Origin of the sequence: Moorena sp. SIO4A1 (assembly GCF_010672065.1) — a bacterium.
Lineage (GTDB): Bacteria > Cyanobacteriota > Cyanobacteriia > Cyanobacteriales > Coleofasciculaceae > Moorena.
In genome coordinates this window covers 1-2652 of record NZ_JAAHHX010000249.1, presented here as the reverse complement: position 1 = coordinate 2652, position 2652 = coordinate 1, and the positions used below count along the sequence as shown (strand labels likewise).

6 protein-coding genes and 1 tRNA gene are annotated in these 2652 nt (G+C 45.7%); 3 read left to right on the top strand and 4 right to left on the bottom strand.

The window, feature by feature from the left end; all coding sequences use genetic code 11:
• The first annotated feature begins 75 nt into the window (after nucleotides 1-75).
• Together F6K53_RS36890 and F6K53_RS36885 are read left to right on the top strand one after the other, a co-directional pair.
• Nucleotides 76-258 (top strand): hypothetical protein, encoded by a 183-nt coding sequence (locus F6K53_RS36890; protein ID WP_293070602.1) that lies wholly within the window; start codon nucleotides 76-78, stop codon nucleotides 256-258.
• A 7-nt stretch (nucleotides 259-265) separates the two neighbouring features.
• Nucleotides 266-943, top strand: coding sequence for a molybdenum cofactor guanylyltransferase (locus tag F6K53_RS36885; protein WP_293070605.1), 678 nt, complete (start codon nucleotides 266-268; stop codon nucleotides 941-943).
• Here the strand turns inward: F6K53_RS36885 and F6K53_RS36880 are convergent.
• Both F6K53_RS36880 and F6K53_RS36875 read right to left on the bottom strand, forming a co-directional pair.
• Nucleotides 917-1120 (bottom strand): hypothetical protein, encoded by a 204-nt coding sequence (locus tag F6K53_RS36880; protein ID WP_293070600.1) that lies wholly within the window; start codon nucleotides 1118-1120, stop codon nucleotides 917-919. The genes F6K53_RS36885 and F6K53_RS36880 overlap by 27 nt on opposite strands.
• 14 nt (nucleotides 1121-1134) lie before the next feature.
• Nucleotides 1135-1207: transfer RNA gene (locus F6K53_RS36875), tRNA-Thr, on the bottom strand.
• Nucleotides 1208-1518: 311 nt separating this feature from the next.
• Here F6K53_RS36875 and F6K53_RS36870 point away from each other — a divergent pair.
• Nucleotides 1519-1683: a ribbon-helix-helix protein, CopG family gene (locus F6K53_RS36870; RefSeq protein WP_083373549.1), complete on the top strand. Its 165-nt coding sequence runs from the start codon at nucleotides 1519-1521 to the stop codon at nucleotides 1681-1683.
• 282 nt (nucleotides 1684-1965) lie between these two features.
• Here the strand turns inward: F6K53_RS36870 and F6K53_RS36865 are convergent, their stop codons facing one another.
• Nucleotides 1966-2103: a hypothetical protein gene (locus tag F6K53_RS36865; protein ID WP_293070598.1), complete on the bottom strand. Its 138-nt coding sequence runs from the start codon at nucleotides 2101-2103 to the stop codon at nucleotides 1966-1968.
• A gap of 93 nt (nucleotides 2104-2196) precedes the next feature.
• Nucleotides 2197-2493, bottom strand: a complete 297-nt coding sequence (locus F6K53_RS36860) for a Dabb family protein (RefSeq protein WP_293025939.1) — start codon at nucleotides 2491-2493, stop codon at nucleotides 2197-2199.
• Nucleotides 2494-2652: the final 159 nt, after the last annotated feature.

Genomic DNA, 2652 nt, shown 5'->3' with positions numbered 1-2652 from the left:
CCTAGAAAGATGAGTGGAAGGCTTAACTCCAATTGCTGACTACCACTCCTCCCTCAGGCAACAATAAATTGCACCTTGACCGTTTTATACCGGATTATCCCGATTAATGACGGTTTAAGAGTATCTCGAGTAGACAGTACTCAGTTTGGAGATAACTTCGGAATTTCTAAGGATATCAAGGATGACCTAAAGGGACGAGGGGCAATCTTTTTTGAGGAGTCTCCGAGTCTACGTTCTGGAATTCTTGTCTGTTCCTGACCAAGCCATGGGCAGCGCTATACCAAATACTAATTACGACTTAGCCCTCTCAGGGATTGTCCTTGCAGGAGGGCTAAGCTCTCGTATGGGTAGGGATAAAGCCTTGATTCTGGTTGAGGGTGTCCCGTTACTGCGCAGAGTTTCTGATGTTGCCCTCAGCTGTATTGCTCAAGTCTCTGGTCAAGTCTCTGGTCAAGTCTATATCGTCACTCCCTGGCCAGAACGATACGTGGATATCTTACCTGAGACTTGTCGTGTCATTCGGGAAGTGCCGTTACCAGAAGAGACCACACCTCATGGTCCTTTGGTAGGATTTGCTCAAGGATTAGCTCATGTTGAAACAGATTGGGTACTGTTACTGGCTTGTGATTTACCCCAATTAAGAGCAGAGGTTGTGCAAGGTTGGCTCAAGCAGTTGGAGCAGACTCGGGAAAATGCGATTGACCAAAGGTCACGCTACGCGATAGCACTATTGCCAAGGAACCCCAAGGGCTGGGAACCCCTGTGCGGTTTTTACCGACGCCAGTGTCTACCGAGTCTCACTGAGTTTATCAATCAAGGGGGACGGTCATTTCAGCGTTGGTTGGCCCAGCATCCAGTACAGGAGTTGCTAGTCAGTGACACTAGGCTATTTTTTAACTGCAATACCCCTGGTGACCTAGAACAGTTGGAAATACAGAATTAAGGGGTGCTGATAACGCCCGAAGTTACTAGAAATTCCTAGTTGTTTTATAGCAATTCTGATTTGGGTGAGGTACAGAGTCCTGGGTTTTAGGGAGCAGGGAGCAGGGAGTAGGGAGCAGGTAAGAGGGAATAGGTAAAAAAATCTGTTTACCTCATAGCTATCACAAACGCCACACATAACTATTTTTGATAAGCTGGTGACAGGATTCGAACCCGCGACCAGCTGATTACAAATCAGCTGCTCTACCAACTGAGCTACACCAGCAATCTTTTTAACTATAACACTAAGTATAACACTTGTCAAAGCTTCCCGTCTGATCATCCATCACCCCTCATCTCCCCATCTCCCCATCTCCCCATCTCCCCACACTTCCCACACTTCCCACCCTCCCTGCGCCCGGCTCCCTTAATTATGGGTATTCAACCAGACTTGATATTAGGGGGAAAGCTACCTATCGATTGGGTGTGCAGAAAGCTTTCCATTACAATTTATGGAATAACATATAGTTTCTTTTTATTTGTGTTAATTTATGTTTATTTGGGTAAAAACCTAGAGTAAAAATTATTGTTAATCATATGGCTAAAGTAACCGTAACCCTCTATATGGAAGAAAAAGACAAAGAAGCGCTTCAACGATTGGCAGATGCCGAGGAGCGCTCCTTGTCCCAAATGGCAGTACTAATTCTCAAACGAGCGATTAAAAAAGCTCAGCAGGCAGGAGACATACCACCCAAAGACTAATAACTGATGGGTTGACAAGCTACCTTGTTAGCCTTACTGGGTTTAGGGTGTAGGGTTTAGGGTGTAGGGTTTAGGGTGTAGGGTTTAGGGTGTAGGGAAAACTTTTTTTGGAACTAAGGCAATCATTGTCTTAATGCACTTGCTCATGGGGATTTCCCTCAAGACCGTAATGGTGCGTTTTCCGTAGGCGAATTAAATTCGCCACGGGTCGCACCTCTGCATCGCTTCTGGATTTATGTGTACAGCTACCCGGTCACCCCACACCTCACAGGGGTAGGTTTTTTACATTTGGGTCGGGAGTCGGGAATCGGGAGTCGGGAATCGGGAGTCGGGAATCGGGAAAAGCGGGAAATGGGGAGAATTATCCCGGAAAATATTGTGTATTTTGATACATATTTTGAGGAATTTATACGTAATCAAAGTACCTACTCGCCCCTTTCTAAAAAACCTACCCTTATGAGTCACCCCACACCCGGTCACCCCCTCAGTTCCTGTGCTCTATCCTTGAGGCTACTAAACTTCGTAATCCACTGCGATGATGTCTCCTAGGATAGGTTTGATATACTTCTCGATTACTGCCTGGTGGACTGGGTGATCGGCATAGGTACTCAGAGCGTCGCAATCGAGAAGTTGCACTCTCAAAGCATGCTGAAATCCCTGAGACCTGAGGGGGGAAAAGTTCTCTCCACAGGAAAGTTCTACAATCCCAGGAATTTGGTCTTTCAGGGCCAGGATTCCATTTATAGCCAATGCGATCGCATCCGGTGAAGCGTCTTCTTTCCACTTGAACAAAACAATATGCTCGATCATCTTTACTAACAAGTTGCTAAATTCCCATTACCACAGGCCAGGTGCTAAACACAAAAACAATTACTGTACTTAGAGCCAGCAAGCCTTCAATTAAATTGCCAATTAGCGACCCTCTCGCCCCAAACTGTTCTAAATTACCTTTAATCATTCCACAATTAG

Bases quoted from the DNA above. Each gene is read 5' to 3' on its own strand.
- F6K53_RS36885 (WP_293070605.1), top strand. From the start codon at position 266: ATGGGCAGCGCTATACCAAATACTAATTACGACTTAGCCCTCTCAGGG.
- F6K53_RS36880 (WP_293070600.1), bottom strand. From the start codon at position 1,120: ATGTGTGGCGTTTGTGATAGCTATGAGGTAAACAGATTTTTTTACCTA.
- F6K53_RS36870 (WP_083373549.1), top strand. From the start codon at position 1,519: ATGGCTAAAGTAACCGTAACCCTCTATATGGAAGAAAAAGACAAAGAA.
- F6K53_RS36860 (WP_293025939.1), bottom strand. From the start codon at position 2,493: ATGATCGAGCATATTGTTTTGTTCAAGTGGAAAGAAGACGCTTCACCG.